Below are 13,101 nucleotides of genomic sequence, written 5' to 3' on the forward strand. Positions count from 1 at the left end.
GCAGTTCACCGGTTCCGAACGACGAACTGGTCTATCTGTTGTTTTGAGGCAAATTCCGGACGGAAACCGCTCCACTTTCCCGGGATTGCTCGAGGCGCTCTACCGTATCGCGTCGAGCGCCTGGCGTTGCCGGTGCATCTCCAGGAAAATCCGGTAGTCGCGATCGAAGCGGGCGCCGGCGGCCGGGTTGGCGGCGCGCGTCCTGCCGCCCTGCTGCATGGCCAGACAGGCCGCATTGAGGTCGGGGAAAAGCCCGGCGGCCGTCGCCGCCACCATGCCGGTGCCAAGCAACACCGCTTCGTCCGCCAGCGGCTCGACCACCGTGCAGCCGGTGGCGTCGGCATAGAGTTCCATCAAGAGCGGGTTTTTGGTGTGGCCGCCGGTGACATGCAGCGTGTCGATCAGATAGCCATTCTCGTTCAGCGCTTCCAGCACATGGCGCACGCCGAGCGCGATGCCGACGGCGGTGCGCCAGTAAAGCCGGCACAGGCTGTCGAAGGAGGAATCCAGCGTAAGGCCGCTGACCACGCCGACCGCATGTGGATCGGCGAGCGGCGAGCGGTTGCCGTGAAAGTCGGGCAGCACATGCAGCCGGCCGGCAAGTGCATCGCCCTCCGCCGTGCGCAGCTCGGCGACGCGGCTTGCAATCCTCGCATGCATGGCCGCGTTCGGCTCGCCGCCCGCGCCGTGCCAGCGGATGATGTGGTCGAGCAGGGCGCCGGTGGCCGACTGGCCGCCCTCCGACAGCCACAGCTTCGGTAGCGCGGCGCCGTAGTATGGCCCCCAGACCCCGGCGAAGGGCTGCGGATCGGGTGACATCGCCATGACGCAGGAGGATGTGCCGGCGATCAGCGCCAAATGACGGCCGATATTCCGCTCGTCGCCGGCAAACCCGCCGAGCACGCCAAGCGCACCGGCATAGGCATCGATCACCCCGGCGCCGACCCGGCATGTCTCCGTCAGGCCGAGCTCCGCCGCTGCTTGCGCGCTCAAAGAGCCGATGTAGGCGCCGACCGGACTGGCCCTTTCGGGCAGATTGCCGTGCTCGAAGAGGTCGCCGAGGCCGACGAGTTCGAAGAAATCGCGCTGCCATGCGGGTTCCCGGTGCGCCAGATAGGTCCATTTGGCGGTCAGCGTGCACTGCGAGCGGGCCAGCGACCCCGTCGCCTGCCAGGTCAGGAAGTCGGTGAGGTCGAATAGATAGCCGGCTTCATTCCAGGTCTTCGGCAGGTTTCGCTTCAGCCACATCAGCTTCGGCGTCGCCATTTCCGGCGACATCACGCCGCCGATATAGTCGAGCACCTCGTGGCCGCTCGCCGTGCATTCGTCGGCCTCGGCGATGGCGCGGTGATCGAGCCAGACGATGGTGTCCCAGCGCTCCTCTCCGGTCACCGAAACGCTGAGCTGGCCGCCTTGCCTGTCGCGCACGACCAGCGAGCAGGTGGCATCGAAGGAAATGCCGGCAATGTCCTCGGCGGCAACACCGGATTTTTCGCGGGCCGCACGCACCGCGGCGCACACGGCTGACCAGATATCGCGCGAATCATGCTCGGCGTGATCGGCCTTCGGCTGGTGCATGGCGATCGGGTGCTCGGCGCGGCCGAGCAAGGTGCCACTGGTGTCGAGAATGCCCGCGCGGGCGCTCCCGGTGCCGACATCGACCGCGCAAACGAACTGTTTCGTCAAGATGCTCTGTCTCTCGCTCCCAGGCCTGCAATCAGATCGGGCAATTGCAGCATGTCAGCGAATATAAAGTCCGGCTCACTCGACGCAAGCCGCGCTTTCAGGGCAGGGTTGCCGGCATGCGCGCCGCCGGTGAAGGCGAACACGCGCATATCAGCCGCCCGCGCCGCCGCGACGCCGGCGGGGCTGTCCTCGATCACAAGGCATTTGCGCGGATGCGCCCGCATCGAGGCGGCGGCATGAAGGAACAGGTCGGGCGCCGGCTTGCCCCTGGCCACCATGCCGGCACTGAACAGATGCGGCTCCATCAATCCGAGCAGGCCGGTGACGTCGAGCGCATAGCGGATGCGGTCGAGCGTGCCCGAGGAGGCGACGCAGAACGGCAAGCCAAGCCTCGGCAGCACTTCCTTGACGCCGGCGATTGGCTTCAGCTCCTCGCGAAATTTGCGCATCAATTCGACGCGCATCGTGGTCAGGTGCTGATCGGTGATGGGAAGGCCGAAGTCGCGGGCGAGGATCTCGCGCACGCTCTTCATGCTCTTGCCGAGGAAATGCTCGTAGGCCGTGTCTTCGCCAATGCTGCCGCCGGCAAGCGCAATCATGCCGAGCAGCGCCGAGACCGACAGCGCCTCGCTGTCCACCAGCACGCCGTCGCAGTCGAAAATGACCAGTTCCGGCGCCATGGTCCCGTTTCAGAGCTTGCCGGCGAGGTAGCGCGTCAGCGTGGCGCGCGTGCCATCCGTCCACAGCAGGTTCAATGCATGCGCGAAAGCCTCGACGAACGCGGTGGCGCGCCCGACATCGCCATAGATGTCTTCCATCGCAAGCCAGGCGGCGGGCGCGTCCTTTGCCGCCTTTGCCGTCGCCTGCAAGCGGTCCCAGTTCGGATCGTTGGGCTCGATGACCGCGCCGCTGTCCGTCGTGCCGAAGCAGTAGCGGCACCACAGCGCCGATTCCAGTGCCAGGCCGGCGACGCTCTTTCCCGCCTTCAGGCGGTCGGCGATGGTCGGGATGATGAATTTCGGCTGGCGATTGGACCCGTCGAGACAAAGCCGGCGCACCGTGTCGCCGATCTTGGGGTTGGAAAAGCGCCTTTCGATGAGCTGGTAATAATCCTCCAGGACCGTGTCTGGCACCGGCGGTACGGTCGGAATGATTTCGTCATGCTCGAGCTTGTCGAGAAAGCCGCGCACCAGCGGCTCCTGCATCGCCTCATGCACGAAATGGATGTCCATCAGCCCGGCCGGATAGGCGATGGTGGCATGGCCGCCATTGAGGATGCGGATCTTCATAAGCTCGTAGGGCGCGACGTCTTTGACGAACTGCACGCCGACCTTTTCAAGCGGCGGCCGGCCGTCGGTGAAATGGTCTTCCAGCACCCATTGCCGGAAGGGTTCGCAAAAGACAGGCCAATTGTCCTCGACGCCGAAATCCTTGGCCAGGATCGCGCGTTCGCGGTCCGACGTAGCCGGCGTGATGCGGTCGACCATCGCGTTCGGGAAAGCGACATTGCCGCCGACCCAGGCCGCCAGATCCTCGTCGATCAGGCGGGCCAACCCGATGACGCCATCCGACGTCACATGGCCGTTGTGGGGAATGTTGTCGCAGGACATCACCGTGAACGGTGCGATGCCATCGCCGCGCCGCCGCACCAGGCCGGCGAGGATGATGCCGAACACGGTCTTCGGCGTCGCGTCCGGCTGCGCATCCGCGACGATATCGGGATGCGTCGGGTTGAACACGCCGGAGGCAGGATCGATGAAATAGCCGCCTTCGGTGATGGTCAGCGACACGATCTTGATCGCCGGATCGGCCAGCCGTTCGATGATGGCGGCGGCATCGCCGGGCGTCAGGAAGTCGATCATGGCGCCGGTGACGCGGGCGCTCATATGCCCCTCATCCTGCTCGACCACCGTCGTCAGCCAGTCCTGCTCTTCCAGTTTGCCGCGGCCGGTCTTCTCGCCCTCGAACACGCCGGCGCCAACCAGCGCCCAGTCATGGCCGATGCCATGGTTGAACAGGTCGTCGAGATAGACGGCCTGGTGCGAGCGGTGGAAATTGCCGACGCCGAAATGCACGATGCCGGCCTTCAGCGCTGCGCGGTCGTATTTCGGACCTGCGACCCTGGCCGGCAGGTTGGCGAGATTGGCGGAAGAGAGTTTCACGGTCATCTGTTTACCCTTTGGCCGGGTTGCGGCCTTCGTTACCCTTCTCTCCCCTTCACCGGGAGAGGGTAGGAAGCGGCACATGCCTTCCGAGGCGATGCGGCCGCCACCTTGATGTTGGCCTCTTCTCCCCGCGGAGGCACGGGGAGAAGAGGCCGCCCCCACCTCAACTCATCCACTGGCCGCCATCGACATTGTAGGTCTGGGCGACGATATATTCGGCGTCGCTGCTGGCGAGGAAGACCGCCATGCCTGTCAGGTCCTGGGCCGTGCCCATGCGGCCATAGGGCACGCTCTCGCCGACCAGCTTCTTCTTCTCGCCCTTCGGCCGGTTTTCGAACTTGGCGAACAGCGCATCGACATGATCCCAGTGCTCACCGTCAACGACGCCGGGCGCGATGGCGTTGACGTTGATGCGGTGCTTGATCAGGTCGAGTCCCGCCGACTGGGTCAGCGAGATGACGGCGGCCTTGGTGGCGCAATAGACGCCGACCAGCGGTTCGCCGCGCCGCCCGGCCTGGCTCGCCATGTTGATGATCCTGCCGCCTTTGCCCCGCGCGATCATCGAGCGGGCGGCCGCCTGCAGCATGAACAGCGTGCCGGCGACGTTGACGGAAAACAGTTTGTCGTAGCTCGCCTTGGTAATGTCGACGATCGGCGCCAGGTCGAACAAAGCGGCGTTGTTGATCAGGATGTCGAGACCGCCGGTCCTGGTCTCGTCGGCCTTCACCGCCGCGTCGATGGAAGCGAGGTCGGTGACATCGAGCTTCACCGCATAGGCCTTGCCGCCGATCCCGGCGGCTGTCTCTTGCGCCGCCTCGAGATCGATGTCGGCAATCGCCACGATGGCGCCCTCACGGGCATAGGCTTCGGCGAAGGCCTTGCCGATGCCGCGCGCCGACCCGGTGATCAGCGCCGATTTGCCTTTCAGCCTCACGGCGCCAATGCCTTGCCGTCGGGGCCGAAGCGATGCAGCTTGGCCTTGTCGGGCGTGAGATAAATGCTGTCGCCATGGTGGACGCTGAGTTCGCCGTCGGCGCGCACCGTCAGCGGGCCGACACCGTCGGCCTGGACATGCAGGAAGGTGTCGGATCCCAGGTGTTCGGCAACGCCGACTGTTGCCTTCCAATCGCCCGCCGTGGTCGAGATCGCCATGTGCTCGGGCCGGATGCCGATGGTCTTGGCGCCGTACTTCGCCGCCGGGGCGCCTTCGATCAGGTTCATTTTCGGCGAGCCGATGAAGCCGGCGACGAACAGGTTCTTCGGCGTCTTGTAGAGCTCCATCGGCGAGCCGACCTGCTCGACATTTCCGGCATTCAGCACGACGATCTTGTCGGCCATGGTCATCGCCTCGACCTGGTCGTGGGTGACGTAGATCATCGTCGTCTTGAGCTGGTGGTGCAGTTCGCTGATCTCCAGCCGCATCGTGCCGCGGAGTGCCGCGTCGAGGTTGGACAAGGGTTCATCGAACAGGAAGGCCGAAGGCTGGCGCACGATGGCGCGGCCGATGGCGACGCGCTGGCGCTGGCCGCCGGAAAGCTGGCCGGGGCGGCGCTCCAGATAATTGGTGAGGTTGAGCACGCGCGCGGCGTCCTTCACCTTCCTGTCGATGGTCGCCTGGTCCTCGCCCGCCATTTTCAGCGGAAAGGCGATGTTCTTGGCCACCGTCATGTGCGGGTAGAGCGCATAGGACTGGAACACCATGGCAAGCTTGCGCTTGGCCGGCGCCTCGCCGGTGACGTCGCGACCGTCAATGTTGATGGTGCCGCCGCTGGTGTCCTCCAGGCCGGCGATCAGGCGCAGCAGCGTGGACTTGCCGCAGCCCGACGGGCCGACGAAGACGACGAACTCGCCGTCCTCGATGACGAGATCGATGTTCGGAATGATCGACGTCGAGCCGAAGGATTTCGAGACGTTCTTGAGCGTGATATTTCCCATGCTTTCCTCCCGGTGGATTTCCGTCCGCCGCCTGGCGCACGCTGCTACTTCACGGCGCCGCCCCTACTTCACCGCACCGAAGGTCAGGCCGCGCACCAGTTGCTTCTGGCTGAACCAGCCCATGATCAGGATCGGCGCGATCGCCAGCGTCGAGGCGGCCGAGAGCTTCGCCCAGAACAGGCCTTGCGGGCTGGAGAAGGAGCTGATGAAGGCGGTCAAGGGTGCTGCTTCCGTCGTGGTCAGCCGGATCGTCCAGAACGCTTCGTTCCAGGCCAGGATGATGTTGAGCAGCATGGTCGAGGCGATGCCCGGCACCGCCATGGGTGTGAGCACATAGATGATCTCGTTCCACAGCGAGGCGCCGTCCATGCGCGCCGCTTCCAGGATCTCGCCGGGGATTTCTCGGAAATAGGTGTAGAGCATCCACACCACGATCGGCAGGTTGATCAGCATCAGCATCACCATCAGGCCGATGCGGCTGTCGAGCAGGCCGGTGTCGCGGAAGATCAGGTAGATCGGAAACAGCACGGCCACGGCCGGCATCATCTTGGTGGACAGCATCCACATCAAAATGTCCTTGGTCCGCTTGGTCGGCGAGAACGCCATCGACCAGGCCGCCGGAATGGCGACCAGCAGGGCCAGGATGGTCGAGCCGACCGAGAGCAGCACCGAGTTCAGGAAGAACTTGAAATAGCCGTTCTGCGCCTGGACCTCGGAATAGCTCTCGAAGGTCCCGGACGGGATCAGGTTGAAGCCCTGGATCGCCTCCTGTTCCGACTTGAACGAGGTGATGATCGTGTAGAGGATCGGGAAGAAGATCAGCAAGGCGACGATCCAGGCGGCAGCCGTCGCGATCGTCTTGTGCCGGGTTGTGACTGCGCGTGCCATCTTTTCCTCCCTTATCTGTCCAGGTTCTTGCCGACGGCGCGCATGGCGAAGAAGGCGACGATGTTGGCGAGAATGACCGCGATGATGCCGCCGGCGGAGGCCTGGCCGATTTTGAATTCGAGCAGCGCCTTCTGGTAGACCAGGAAGGGCAGGTTGGTGGAGGCGTATCCCGGGCCGCCATTGGTGGTGACGAGGATCTCGGCATAGACCGAAAGCAGGAAGATCGTCTGGATCAGGATGACGACGGTGATCGCGCGCGACATGTGCGGCAGCGTCAGGTAGATGAAGCGGCTGATGAAGCCGGCGCCGTCCATCTCGGCGGCTTCCTTCTGCTCGCCGTCCAGCGACTGAAGCGAAGTCAAAAGAATGAGCGTCGCGAAAGGCAGCCACTGCCAGGCGACGATGATGATGATGGCGGTCAGCGGATATTGTCCGAACCAGTCTATGGGCTGGAGGCCAAAGAACCGCGCTATGTCGGCGAAGACGCCGTATTGCGGATGCATGATCATGTTCTTCCAGACCAGTGCCGCCACCGGCGGCATGACGAAGAACGGCGAGATGACGAGGATGCGCACGATGCCCTGGCCCCACATCGGCTGGTCGATCAAAAGCGCCAGCAGGATGCCTCCGACCACGGTGATCACAAGCACGCTGACGACGATCAGCAGCGTGTTCAGGATCGATTGCAGGAAGGCCGGGTTGGAATAGAACAACGCGTAATTGGAGAAGCCGACGAAGCCGTCGCGGATCGGATTGAGCGGATTGTACTGCTGGAAGGAGAACCAGAGCGTGAGCGCCAGCGGAACGACCATCCAGACGAGCAGCAGGACGACGGATGGCGCCATCATGAAACGGGCAAGCGAACGGGTCTGCTGAGTAGCCATGACGGTCACCCTTCAAGGATCGGACGGAATTTTCTCGAGCTGTCGGGAAGTGGCCGCCCGAACTGGGTTTCGGGCGGCCGTTGCCGGCCATGGTCGGCGACCGGCCTTAGGCACCGGGAGGAGCCTTACTGGATGTAGCCGCCCTCGGTCATCGCCGCGGTTGCGGCGTCCTGGGCCTGCTTCAGCGCGTCGTCGACGCTCGACTGGCCGGCAAGGGCTGCCGAGAACAGCTGGCCGACGGTCGTGCCGAGGCCCTGGAATTCGGGGATGGCGACGAACTGCACGCCGACATAGGGCACCGGCTTGACGGTCGGATGCGTCGGGTCGGCGGCATTGATGGAGTCCAGCGTCATCTTGGCGAACGGAGCCGCCTTCTGGTACTCTGGATTGGCATAGAGCGAGGAGCGCGTTCCCGGCGGAACGTTGGCCCAGCCTTCCTTCGAGGCGACCAGTTCTGCATAGTGCTTGCTGGTTGCCCATGACACGAACTTCTCGGCGGCATCGGCCTTCTGCGTGCCGGCGGGAATGGCCAGCGACCACGCCCACAGCCAGTTGCCGCGCTTGCCGAGCCCATTGTCAGGCGCCAATGCGTAACCGACCTTGTCGGCGACCTGCGAGGCCTTGGGATCGGAGACGAAGGAGGCGGCGACGGTGGCGTCGATCCACATGCCGCACTTGCCCTGCTGGAACAGCGCCAAATTCTCGTTGAAGCCGTTGGAGGACGCTCCCTCGGGGCCGTCGGCCTTCATCAGGTCGACATAGAACTGCAAGGTGTTCTTCCATTCGGGCTGGTCGAACTGCGGCTTCCAGTTCTCGTCGAACCAGCGCGCGCCGAAGGAGTTCGACATGGCGGTCAGGAAGGCCATGTTCTCGCCCCAGCCGGCCTTGCCGCGCAGGCAAACGCCGTTCACGCCATTGGCGCGGTCGGTCATCTTGTCGGCGGCCTGCTTGATGAAGTCCCAGGTCGGCGCGTCGGGCATCTTCAGCCCTGCCTTCTCCATCAGGTCCTTGCGGTACATGACGAAGGAGCTTTCGCCGTAGAAGGGCGCGGCATAGAGCTTGCCGTCGACCGAGAGGCCGCCGGCGATCGCCGGGATGATGTCCTTGGCGTCGTAGTCGTCGCCGAGCTTGTCGAGCGGCAACAGCCAGCTCTGCTTGGCCCAGATCGGGACCTCGTAGGTGCCGATGGTCATCACGTCATACTGGCCGCCCTTGGTGGCGATGTCGGTGGTCACGCGCTCGCGCAGCACGTTCTCTTCCAGCGTCACCCAGTTGAGCTGGATGTCGGGGTTCGCCTTGGTGAAGTCGTCGGTCAGCTTCTGCATGCGGACCATATCGCCATTGTTGACGGTGGCGATGGTGATGGATTCGGCATGTGCCGCGAACGCGAGCGCGCTGGCCGAGCACAAGCCCAGGATGAGCGTACGAAGTTTCATCAAATTCCTCCCATGGACCAAGATGAGCATTTGCCTTGGCTGTGAGCAATTACTCACTAAGAATGAATTATGTCAAGCCAGATTCGATGGTGCAGCGCACACTCGATGGAGGAGCGCCGACCTGGCGCGTTGCAAATGGCCGTCCCGCAGGTGCGGAGCGGGCGACAACGGTGATCTGGATGGAGCGCGGTTTTGATCCTGGAGTTAGCCGGTCAGCAGGCGATCTCGGCCAGGATCCAGTCGCGGAAAGCGCGGATCTTCGGCACGTTGCGGCGCGCCTCCGGATAGACCAGCCAGTAGGCGTGGCCGTCGTCGCCGACCAGGTCGAAGGGCTGGATCAGGCGGCCGTCGGCGAGTTCCGCCTTGAACAGCGCCCTGGTCAGGACCGCCACGCCATGGCCTGCGATGGCCGCATTGGCCTCATAGGCCTGCGCGCCCATGCTGCTGCCGGGGCGCTTGGCAAGGTCATGGCTTTGCACGCCCGCGGCCTCGAACCATTGCGTCCACCAGATGTCGCCGGGATCGAGGATAGGCAGCTTGAGCAGATCGGCCGGTTCCTTGACGCCGCCGATGCTCGCGGCGAGCTTGGGGCTCAGCATCGGCGTGAAATCGGCGTCGAGCAGCTTGTAGGCCTCCAGTCCCGGCCATTTGCCGCCGCCCGAGCGGATGGCAAGGTCGACATCCTCGCGGGCGAAATCGGTCAGGCGGCTGGATGTGTCGAGCCGCACGGCAAGGGCGGGATGCGCGATCTGGAACGAACCCAGATGATGCGCCAGCCAGTTGGAGGCAAAGGTCAGCACCGTGGTGACGCACAGCAGACCGTCCGCCCCGCCGCGCGCCGCCGCATAGGCCTGGCCGAGTATGGCGAAGGCCTCGCTGACCGCCGGCGCCAGGCGCTGTCCGGCTTCGGTGAGCTCGATCTGTCGCGGCCGGCGCAGGAAAAGCGGCGCGCCGACCCGCTCCTCCAGCACCTTGATCTGATAGCTGACCGCTGCCTGCGTCATCGCCAGTTCCTCGGCCGCTTTGGTGAAGGACAGATGCCGCGCCACCGCTTCGAACACCCGGATCGCCTGCAGCGGCGGAAGCTGCGCAACCTGTCGCGAGCTGAGATCCGGCATAAAGCCTCCTTATGGGTCCTTATCGACGTTCGATTGGCAAAGGCGGCCGGCAAGACCGACATTCATCCTCAGCCCGTCACTCGGGTTGAAGATAGCGAAGGTTGACGATCATGACCATGGCGCAGCAAAAATGCACTCCCGCTCCGGATCATCGCTGGATTTCATGGCTTGCGGACGGATTCGGCTGGTTCGCGACCAGGAAAAAGGCGCATCTCGACATCAGGGACCTGTCACCGCACTTGCGGCGGGACCTTGGCTTCCTCGACGGCAACGACCCCTTCGGACGGCATGGATAGCCCGCCCGGATTTTATCGCAAATCGATGTTGCCTCGAGGCTTTTGGCTCATCCGCTCGCCAGCAGGGCGGCGGCGGTTCGTTCGTCGGTGATAAGGCCGTTGACCAGCCGGCGGTTCACGGCCGCCAGGATGCCCGGCAGCTTGCGTTCACCCATGGCGAGCGCGATGACCAGCGACTTCTCGCGTGACGGCAGGGCCGCCGACGACACCCGGTCGTTGGTGATGCCCTCGATCATGCGGCCGTCGCGATCGAACACCCAGCCGACAATTTCGGCGACGCCGCCGGCCTTCTGTAGCGCCTTCAGCTCGGCGTCGGAAATGAAGCCGTCCTCATAGAGCGGCGCCTTCGGGCCGAGGTCGCCGATGCCGACGAAGGTGACGTCGGCCTCCGCGGCCAGCGCCAGCGTCGGCTGGATCATCGGCTGGCTGAGCAGCATCTCGCGCTCCTGCGGCGAGGAGGCGATGACCGGCAACGGCATCGGGAACGACCGCGCCTTGACCCTGTCGGCCATGGTGAAGATGACGTTGTAGAAAGCGGCCGAACCGTCCGGCGAGATATTGCCGGTCAGGGACACCACCTTGTGCTGCGGGCACTCCATCGGCGGCAGTTGCTCGATCGCCGCCTTCAGCGTACGGCCGGTGCCGATCGCCAGCACGATCGGCGCCGGCGATCTCAGCCGCCTCTCGATTTCCGCTGCCGCCGCCTCGGCGATACCGATCGTCGTCGACGACGAGGTCGGGTCGCTCGGCACCACCTCCACCAGGTCGAGCGCGAAGCGCGACTTCAGGCGGGCGGCGAGGTCGAGGCAGTTGGCGATCGGATGGTCGACGCGCACCTTGATCAGGCCTTCCGACACTGCCAGCGACACCAGCCGCTGTGCAGTCTGCCGCGAGATGCCGAGCGTGGCGGCGATCTGGTCCTGCGTGTTGCCGGCGACGTAATAAAGCCAGCCCGCGCGCGCGGCATCGTCCAACCTGTTGCTGCCGCCCTCCTGCCGGTTGTTCACGTCCTGCCTCCCGAAACCGCCGGTCATGGAACCGGTCGCGCCTACTTTCGCAGGGAACCGCGCGCTGCGCAATTGTCAAATCGCCAGGGCAATTGCTTGCGCATGCGGGCGTGGGATCGGCCGGATCATCGTCGGCCTGGGGATTCCACGGCAGGCAAAAGGAGGATTTCCGTTCCGACAGGTGGCACGTTCTGCCGTCCGGATGGTTTATCTCGCGGGGTAAACCCTTTAAGGGAACGCCAAAAGGAGCGTTGCATGACACCGAAAGCGGTTTTCTGGGACATGGACGGCACGCTGGTCGACAGCGAACCGCTGCACGAAGCAGCCCTGGTGGCGGCGATGCGCAATGTCGGCCTTCAGCCTCCGCCCGACCTGCATGAGCGCGTTCTCGGGGTCGCTGCCTGGCCGGTCTACCTGATGATGCGCGACGAGTTCGGCCTGGATCTGCCCTTCGACGAGTGGATCGTCCATAAATACGAGCATTATCTGCCGCTTGTCACGACATTGAAGCCGCGCCCCGGTGCGATCGAGATCTTCAACGAATTGCGCGCACTTGGCGTGCAGCAGGCCGTGGTCTCGAATTCCGACCGCATGATCGTCGACGCCAATCTGCACATGGTCGGCCTGATCTATCCAGGCATGAAGACCATCAGCCGCAACGACGTGCGCGAAGGCAAGCCGCAAGCCGAGCCGTTCCTGCGCGCCGCCTATCTGGCCGATGTCGATCCCGCGGACGCGGTGGCGGTCGACGACAGCTGGCCGGGCGCCATGGCGGGGCTGGCGGCAGGCATGAAGACGATCTTCTGGCCGGAAAAACCCATGGACGGCCCGCCCGGTGCGGTGGTCATCAACAGCGCCGAGGAATTGCGGGCTGAACTGGGGCTTTAAACCTCAGTTCCGGTAGACCGGCTCCTGCTCGTCGAGGATCGCCTTCAGCTCGCTGAGATGCCGCTCGGCCTGGCCGGGATAGTCGTCCATTTCGCTTGCCGCCTTCTCGGCGATGGCGTCGGAAAGCGTGCGTAGCGGCCGCCCTGTCCACAGCGCCTTGATGTAGGTCTCGGCGGCGCGTTCGAAATAGAACATGCGATTGAAGGCGTCGGCCACCGTGTCGCCGATGACCAGCACGCCGTGATTGCCCATCACCATTACCTTGACCTTGGGGTCGGTCAGGAGCTGCGAGCAGCGCTCGCCCTCTTCCTCGAAGGCCAGACCGCCATAATGGGCGTCGACGACGTGGCGGTTGAAGAACATCGCCGAATTCTGGTCGATCGGCGGCAGCCTAGAATCGGCGAGCGAGGCCAGCACGGTGGCGTGGATGGAATGCACATGCATGACGCAGCGCGCATGGCGGACGTTGCGGTGGATGGCGCCGTGCAGGCCCCACGCCGTCGGGTCGGGCGCATTCGGGCCGGACAGCGTCTCGGGATCGTTGGCGTCGATCATCAAAAGGTCGCTCGCCTTGATGCGCGAGAAGTGCACCTGGTTGGGGTTCATCAGGAATTTTGTGCCGTCCTCGTTGACCGCCAGCGAGAAATGGTTGGCCACCGCCTCGTGCATGTTGAGCCGCGCCGTCCAGCGGAAGGCGCAGGCAAGGTCGACGCGCTCCTCGTAGAAGGGCAGGTTGGTCAGCGGTTCCTTTTGCAGGCGGGCGATGCTCATCGAAAAATCCTCCGGGTTTTAGGAACA

13 protein-coding genes are annotated in these 13,101 nt (G+C 64.4%); 2 read left to right on the forward strand and 11 right to left on the reverse strand.

Annotated elements, in window-relative coordinates; all coding sequences use genetic code 11:
- Positions 1-99 precede the first annotated feature (99 nt).
- The 9 genes from FJ959_RS04470 to gcvA all read right to left on the reverse strand — a co-directional run bounded on the left by FJ959_RS04470 (position 100) and on the right by gcvA (position 10,112).
- Positions 100-1,686, reverse strand: coding sequence for an FGGY-family carbohydrate kinase (locus tag FJ959_RS04470; RefSeq protein WP_140628703.1), 1,587 nt, complete (start codon positions 1,684-1,686; stop codon positions 100-102).
- A complete protein-coding gene (locus tag FJ959_RS04475) occupies positions 1,683-2,366 on the reverse strand; it encodes an HAD family hydrolase (protein WP_140491356.1) in 684 nt (227 codons plus the stop codon). The genes FJ959_RS04470 and FJ959_RS04475 overlap by 4 nt, the downstream gene beginning before the upstream one ends.
- Before the next feature lie 9 nt (positions 2,367-2,375).
- Positions 2,376-3,854, reverse strand: a complete 1,479-nt coding sequence (locus FJ959_RS04480; RefSeq protein ID WP_140491354.1) for a mannitol dehydrogenase family protein — start codon at positions 3,852-3,854, stop codon at positions 2,376-2,378.
- Between the two features lie 160 nt (positions 3,855-4,014).
- A complete protein-coding gene (locus tag FJ959_RS04485; protein WP_140628706.1) occupies positions 4,015-4,785 on the reverse strand; it encodes an L-iditol 2-dehydrogenase in 771 nt (256 codons plus the stop codon).
- Positions 4,782-5,786 carry an ABC transporter ATP-binding protein gene (locus tag FJ959_RS04490; RefSeq protein ID WP_140551584.1) on the reverse strand — a complete coding sequence of 335 codons (1,005 nt, stop codon included), beginning with the start codon at positions 5,784-5,786 and terminating at the stop codon, positions 4,782-4,784. Before FJ959_RS04490 ends, FJ959_RS04485 begins: the two co-directional genes overlap by 4 nt.
- A 63-nt stretch (positions 5,787-5,849) precedes the next feature.
- The gene (locus FJ959_RS04495) at positions 5,850-6,674 is read right to left on the reverse strand and encodes a carbohydrate ABC transporter permease (protein ID WP_140491348.1); all 825 of its coding nucleotides are present in this window, start codon (positions 6,672-6,674) and stop codon (positions 5,850-5,852) included.
- A gap of 11 nt (positions 6,675-6,685) precedes the next feature.
- Entirely contained in the window at positions 6,686-7,558 is an 873-nt protein-coding gene (locus FJ959_RS04500) for a sugar ABC transporter permease (RefSeq protein ID WP_140491346.1), read from the reverse strand.
- 125 nt (positions 7,559-7,683) lie between these two features.
- Positions 7,684-8,994 carry a sugar ABC transporter substrate-binding protein gene (locus FJ959_RS04505; RefSeq protein ID WP_140491344.1) on the reverse strand — a complete coding sequence of 437 codons (1,311 nt, stop codon included), beginning with the start codon at positions 8,992-8,994 and terminating at the stop codon, positions 7,684-7,686.
- Positions 8,995-9,206: 212 nt separating this feature from the next.
- Positions 9,207-10,112, reverse strand: a complete 906-nt coding sequence (gene gcvA, locus FJ959_RS04510) for a transcriptional regulator GcvA (protein WP_140524183.1) — start codon at positions 10,110-10,112, stop codon at positions 9,207-9,209.
- Between the two features lie 110 nt (positions 10,113-10,222).
- On the opposite strand from gcvA, the gene FJ959_RS04515 reads away from it, so the two are divergent.
- Positions 10,223-10,408 carry a hypothetical protein gene (locus FJ959_RS04515; RefSeq protein ID WP_140514372.1) on the forward strand — a complete coding sequence of 62 codons (186 nt, stop codon included), beginning with the start codon at positions 10,223-10,225 and terminating at the stop codon, positions 10,406-10,408.
- A 47-nt stretch (positions 10,409-10,455) separates the two neighbouring features.
- Here FJ959_RS04515 and FJ959_RS04520 read toward each other — a convergent pair whose 3' ends face one another.
- The gene (locus FJ959_RS04520) at positions 10,456-11,415 is read right to left on the reverse strand and encodes a sugar-binding transcriptional regulator (RefSeq protein ID WP_140491340.1); all 960 of its coding nucleotides are present in this window, start codon (positions 11,413-11,415) and stop codon (positions 10,456-10,458) included.
- 255 nt (positions 11,416-11,670) lie between these two features.
- Here FJ959_RS04520 and FJ959_RS04525 point away from each other — a divergent pair, with 255 nt between their 5' ends.
- Positions 11,671-12,303 (forward strand): HAD family phosphatase, encoded by a 633-nt coding sequence (locus tag FJ959_RS04525; RefSeq protein WP_140628709.1) that lies wholly within the window; start codon positions 11,671-11,673, stop codon positions 12,301-12,303.
- 3 nt (positions 12,304-12,306) lie between these two features.
- Here FJ959_RS04525 and FJ959_RS04530 read toward each other — a convergent pair whose 3' ends face one another.
- Positions 12,307-13,074, reverse strand: coding sequence for a class II aldolase and adducin N-terminal domain-containing protein (locus FJ959_RS04530; RefSeq protein WP_140524180.1), 768 nt, complete (start codon positions 13,072-13,074; stop codon positions 12,307-12,309).
- Positions 13,075-13,101 lie beyond the last annotated feature (27 nt).

Source organism: Mesorhizobium sp. B2-2-4 (assembly GCF_006442375.1).
In the GTDB taxonomy this organism is placed as follows: Bacteria; Pseudomonadota; Alphaproteobacteria; order Rhizobiales; family Rhizobiaceae; genus Mesorhizobium.